The sequence below is a fragment of the Mycobacterium sp. E1214 genome (assembly GCF_001666755.1).
In the GTDB taxonomy this organism is placed as follows: domain Bacteria; phylum Actinomycetota; class Actinomycetes; order Mycobacteriales; family Mycobacteriaceae; genus Mycobacterium.
The window spans coordinates 1-5,318 of sequence record NZ_LZJC01000064.1 but is presented as its reverse complement, the minus strand read 5'-3'; the positions used below and the strand labels follow the sequence as shown (position 1 = coordinate 5,318).

Genomic DNA, 5,318 nt, shown 5'->3' with positions numbered 1-5,318 from the left:
CCGGCCGTGCAGATGGACGCCATCCGCCGGCTGCGCCCGATCACGCCGAGGTCCTTCGACACCGCCGGGTCGGTGGTGATCGCGTTGTTGGCCAGCTTGGGCCCGTTGACCTGACCGGGGATGGTCAGCACGGTGATCCGGCCGTACGTCGCCGGGTCCGAACTGGCGCTGATGTAGGCGGCCAGGTAGTCCCGCTTGAACCGGTTCATCGCGCTGGTCAGCTGATACGACGACGAATTGTCGTTCTTCGCAATGTTTTTCGCCACGATGTAGTACGGCGGCTGATAACTGCTGGCGGTCGGGTTGGGGTCCAGCGGCACGTCCCAGAAGTCCGACGTCGAGAAGAACGTCACCGGGTCGTTGACGTGGTACTTGGCCAACAGCATCCGCTGCACCTTGAACAAGTCCTCGGGGTAGCGCAGGTGCTCGGCCAGCTCGGGGGTGATCTCGCTCTTGGGTTTGACGGTGCCCGGGAACACCTGCATCCATGCCTTGAGCACCGGGTCCTGCTCGTCCTGCTGGTAGAGCGTGACGGTGCCGTCGTAGGCGTCGACCGTCGCCTTGACCGAGTTGCGGATGTAGGAGACCCGCTTGTCCGGCGCCAGCTTGTTGAACGCCACCTCGTTGGAGTCCGCGGTCGCCGACTCCAGCGACGTCAGTTCGGAATACGGGTAGTTGTCCAGCGTGGTGTAGCCGTCGATGATCCACACCAGCCGCTTGTTGACGATCGCCGGGTACACCGAGCTGTCGGTGGTCAGCCACGGCGCCACCGCCTCCACCCGACGCGCCGGGTCGCGGTTGAACAGGATCTTGCTGTTGGAGCCGATGACGTTGGAGAACAAGAAGTTTCGCTCGGCGAACTTGGCGGCGAACACGCTGCGGGACAACCAATCGCCGACCGGCACGCCCCCGAGCCCGGAGTAGGTGTAGTTCTTGGTCTCGTTGCTGGTCTCGTAGTCGTATTCGCGGTCGGCGCCGTTGCGCCCGACGATCGCGTAGTCGGCGGCGGTGTTGGCGATGACGGGCCCGTAGTAGATGCGTGGCTGGTCCAGCGGCGCGGGGCCGTCGGACACCACGCCGCCGTTGGCGCCGACGACGTTGACCATGAATTCGGGATAGCCGCCGTTTTGGTTGGGGTCGTTGGCGACCCCGCGGACGGTGTTGGCCGGCGACGCGATGAACCCGTTGCCATGGGTGTAGACGCTGTGCCGGTTGATCCAGTCGCGCTGGTTCTCGATCAGCCGGTCGGGGTTGAGTTCCCGCGCCGCGACCACGTAGTCGCGCAGCGCCCCGGTGCGGTCCAGATACCGGTCGATGGACAGCTGGTCGGGGAAGTAGTAGAAGTTCTTGCCCTGCTCGAACTGGGTGAACGCCGGGCTGACGATCGTCGGGTCCAGCAGCCGGATGTTCGACGTGGTCCCGCGGTCGTCGGCGACCTGCTGGGCCGTGGCCTGCGCGTCACCGGTGTAGTTGCGGTACGTCACCACGTCCGAGGTCAGCCCGTAGGCCTGCCGTGTCGCCAGGATGCTGCGGCTGATGTATTCGCTTTCCTTCTGCGCCGCATTGGGTTTGACGCTGATCTGCTCGACGATCAGGGGCCAGCCGGCACCCACGATCAGCGACGACAGCAGCAACAGCACCAACCCGATCGCCGGGATCCGCAAGTCGCGCAGCACGATCGCGGAGAACACCGCCGCCGCGCAGATCAGGGCGATCGCCATCAGGATCAGCTTGGCGGGCAGCACCGCGTTGATATCGGTGTAGCCCGCGCCGGTGAACGGCTTGCCGCCGCGGGTGTGCGAGAGCAGCTCGTAGCGGTCCAGCCAGTAGGCGACGGCCTTGAGCACGACGAGCAGGCCGACCAGGGTGACCAGCTGCACGCGCGCCGAGCGGCTCAGCGCGCCGGTCCGCCCGGACAGCCGGATGCCGCCAAAGATGTAGTGCGACAACACGTTGGCGACGAACGCCAGGAACGCGGCGACGAACAGGTAGCTGAGCAGCAGCCGGTAGAACGGCAGCTCGAACGCGTAGAAGCCGAGGTCCTTGCCGAACTGCGGATCCCGGATGCCGAAGTCGCCGCCGTGCAGGAACAGCTGCACGCGCACCCAGTAGCTCTGCGCGATGATGCCGGCCAGCAGGCCGACGGCCACCGGAATCCCGGCGCCCACCAGCCGCAGCCGGGACAACACCAGCGCGCGATAGCGGGCCACGGGGTCGTTGTCGCTGCTCGGCACGAACACCGGGCGGGTGCGGTAGGCCAGCGCCAGCCCCGCGAACACGATGCCGCCGACCAACACCCCCGCGACCAGAAACACCACGAAGCGGGTGACGAGCACCGTGGAGAACACCGAGCGGTAGCCCAGTTCGCCGAACCACAACCAGTCCACGTAGGCGTCGATGAGCCGCGGTCCGGCCAGCAGCAAAGCGATCACGCCCAGGGCGAACAGGATCAGAATCCGGCTACGCCGAGTCAGCTTCGGCATCCTTGCGGTGGGCCGCATCCCCACTGGCTACGCTCCCTGCTCGATGGCTAGACGGTGATCACTCTACGCACTGCGGCACCCGTGACCGGCGGCGTGCGTCGTCGTTCGCTAACAGCTTGGTGCCTGGCCGCCCGAGGTGATCGCGTGCAGCGCATCGATCGCCTGGCCGAGGGTCTCGACCTTGACCAACCGCAGCCCGGACGGATTGTCCGAGTTCGCCTCGTAACAGTTCTTGGCGGGCACCAGGAACACCGTGGCGCCGGCCGCGTGCGCGGCGACCATCTTGTGGGTGATGCCGCCGATTTGGCCGACCTTGCCGTCGGAGGTGATGGTGCCGGTGCCGGCGATGAAGTCCTTGCCGGCCAGGTCGCCGGTGGTGAGTTTGTCGACGACGGCCAGGCTGAACATCAGACCGGCCGACGGGCCGCCGACGTTGGCGAGGTTGAAGTTCACGGCGAACGGCGCCCATGGCGCGTCGAGGACCGCGACGCCCACGAAGCCGTAGTCGCGGTCCTTGTTGGCGCCCAGCGTGATCTGTGCCACGCCGGCGGGCTCGTTCTTGCGCCGGTAGTCGATCGTGATCTGCTGGTTCGGCTTGGTGTTCTTGAGCAGCCCGGTGAACTCCTCGACGCTCGCCACCGGGGTGCCGTTGACCGCGTCGATCGCGTCGCCGGCCTTGAGCTTGCCCACCGACGGCCCCGGGTCGCTGACCTTGGCCACCGTCACCGCCGCCGGGTATTTCAGGTAGCCCAGGGCGGCGTAGGCGGCGCTGTCCTCGGACTGCTTGAAATCCGCGTTGTTGGCTTTGTCGACGTCCTCGCGCGACTTGCCCGGCGGATAGATGAGGTCGCGCGGCACCAGCTGCTCCTGGTCGGACAGCCACAACGTCAGCGCCTCGCCCAGCGTCAGCTCGTCGCGCTGGGACACCGTCGTCATGTTGAGGTGGCCGGTGGTGGGATGCGTCTGGGTCCCGTCGATCGCGACGACCTGCTTGCCGTCGACCTCCCCGAGCGTGTCGAAGGTGGGCCCGGGTCCCAGCGACACGAACGGCACCGTCACGACCGTGAGCAACACGCCGAAGACCACGATCGGCACCAGCGCGACCATCAGGGTCAGGATCCGCCTGTTCACGCCGATCAGACTAGACGGAGCCCGCGGCCGTCGTTCAGCTGCAAGCTGACCCGGGAGCGCGCCGTGGTCGCCGCCGATGAGTACCGTTGGCGGTATGGCTGACCTGCCTTTCGGCTTCTCCTCCGGGGAAGACCCCGACAAACACGGGAAAAAAGATCCGGATTCGGGCTCCGGCTCGTCCGACCCGTTCGCCGCGTTCGGCATGGGCGGTGAATTCGGCATGGGCGACCTGGGACAGATCTTCACCCAGCTGGGTCAGATGTTCAGCAACGCGGGCAACATGCCCGCCGGCGGCGGGTCCGGCCCGGTCAACTACGACCTGGCGCGGCGCGTGGCGTCGAGCTCCATCGGCTTCGTGGCGCCGGTCCCGGCCACCACGAACTCCGCGATCGCCGACGCGGTGCACCTGGCCGAAACGTGGCTCGACGGCGTGACGGCGCTGCCCGCCGGCACCGCGAAGGCCGTCGGCTGGACGCCCACCGATTGGGTCGACAACACGCTGGAGACCTGGAAGCGGCTGTGCGACCCGATGGCGCAACAGATCTCGACGGTGTGGGCGTCGTCGCTGCCCGAGGAGGCCAAGGGCATGGCCGGCCCGCTGATGGCGATGATGTCGCAGATGGGCGGCATGGCGTTCGGCTCGCAGCTGGGACAGGCGCTGGGCCGGCTGTCCCGGGAGGTGCTGACCTCGACCGAGATCGGCCTGCCGTTGGGGCCCAAGGGCGTCGCGGCGGTGCTGCCCGAGGCGGTCGAGTCGTTCGCCACCGGGCTCGAGCGGCCGCGCAGCGAAGTGCTGACGTTCCTGGCGGCGCGGGAGGCCGCCCACCACCGGCTGTTCACCCACGTGCCGTGGCTGTCCAGCCAGCTGCTCGGCGCCGTGGAGGCCTACGCCAGGGGCATGCAGATCGACATGACCGGCATCGAGGAGCTGGCGCGCGACTTCAACCCGGCGACGCTGTCCGACCCCGAGGCCATCGAAAACCTCTTGGGCCAAGGCGTTTTCGAGCCCAAGGCGACCCCGGCGCAGACGCAGGCCCTGGAACGCCTGGAGACGCTGCTCGCGCTGATCGAGGGCTGGGTCCAGGTGGTGGTGGCCGACGCGCTGGGCGACCGGATTCCCGGCGCGGCCGCGCTGGGTGAAACGTTGCGCCGGCGGCGCGCCAGCGGCGGACCGGCCGAGCAGACCTTCGCGACGCTGGTCGGCCTGGAGCTGCGGCCACGCAAGCTGCGCGAGGCCGCCGCGCTGTGGCAACGCCTGACGGAGGCCGCCGGCGTGGATGCTCGCGACGCCATCTGGCAGCACCCCGACCTGCTGCCCGACGCGGACGACCTCGACGAGCCGGCCGCCTTCATCGACCGCGTCGTCGGCGGCGACACCAGCGGCATCGACGAGGCCATCGCCAAACTCGAGCAAGAGGGCGACAGCCCGGGCTCCACCGGTGGCCCCACCAACACTTGACGGCGGGTACTGTTTCTGCCGTGGCTAATCGATGGGTTGGACTGCGGGGCGGCGCCGGCTGGATGGTCGTGCTCGCGACGCTCAGCGTCGACGGCTGCGACCACCACAACGCCTCGACGTCGCCCGCCTACCAGCACGGCTACGACGCCGGGCGGGCCGGCGGGGTGAAACGCCTGATCAAGCAGGGTGAACTCCCCATCAAGGCGTGCGACGACACCCTCCGGGCCGACAAGGCGGCGCAGGGC

The 5,318-nt window shown here is 68.2% G+C and carries 4 protein-coding genes; 2 read left to right on the top strand and 2 right to left on the bottom strand.

Annotated features, from left to right (window positions below):
• Together A5700_RS07365 and A5700_RS07360 are read right to left on the bottom strand one after the other, a co-directional pair.
• On the bottom strand, positions 1 to 2,507 hold a 2,507-nt coding region (locus tag A5700_RS07365; RefSeq protein WP_068204589.1), incomplete at its 3' end, for a UPF0182 family protein.
• An 84-nt stretch (positions 2,508 to 2,591) separates the two neighbouring features.
• Positions 2,592 to 3,614, bottom strand: coding sequence for a PDZ domain-containing protein (locus tag A5700_RS07360; RefSeq protein WP_068068719.1), 1,023 nt, complete (start codon positions 3,612 to 3,614; stop codon positions 2,592 to 2,594).
• Between the two features lie 76 nt (positions 3,615 to 3,690).
• On the opposite strand from A5700_RS07360, the gene A5700_RS07355 reads away from it, so the two are divergent.
• The gene (locus A5700_RS07355; RefSeq protein ID WP_197502796.1) at positions 3,691 to 5,073 is read left to right on the top strand and encodes a zinc-dependent metalloprotease; all 1,383 of its coding nucleotides are present in this window, start codon (positions 3,691 to 3,693) and stop codon (positions 5,071 to 5,073) included.
• A gap of 20 nt (positions 5,074 to 5,093) precedes the next feature.
• The coding region (locus A5700_RS07350) for a hypothetical protein (RefSeq protein ID WP_156671119.1) at positions 5,094 to 5,318 on the top strand (225 nt) is incomplete at its 3' end.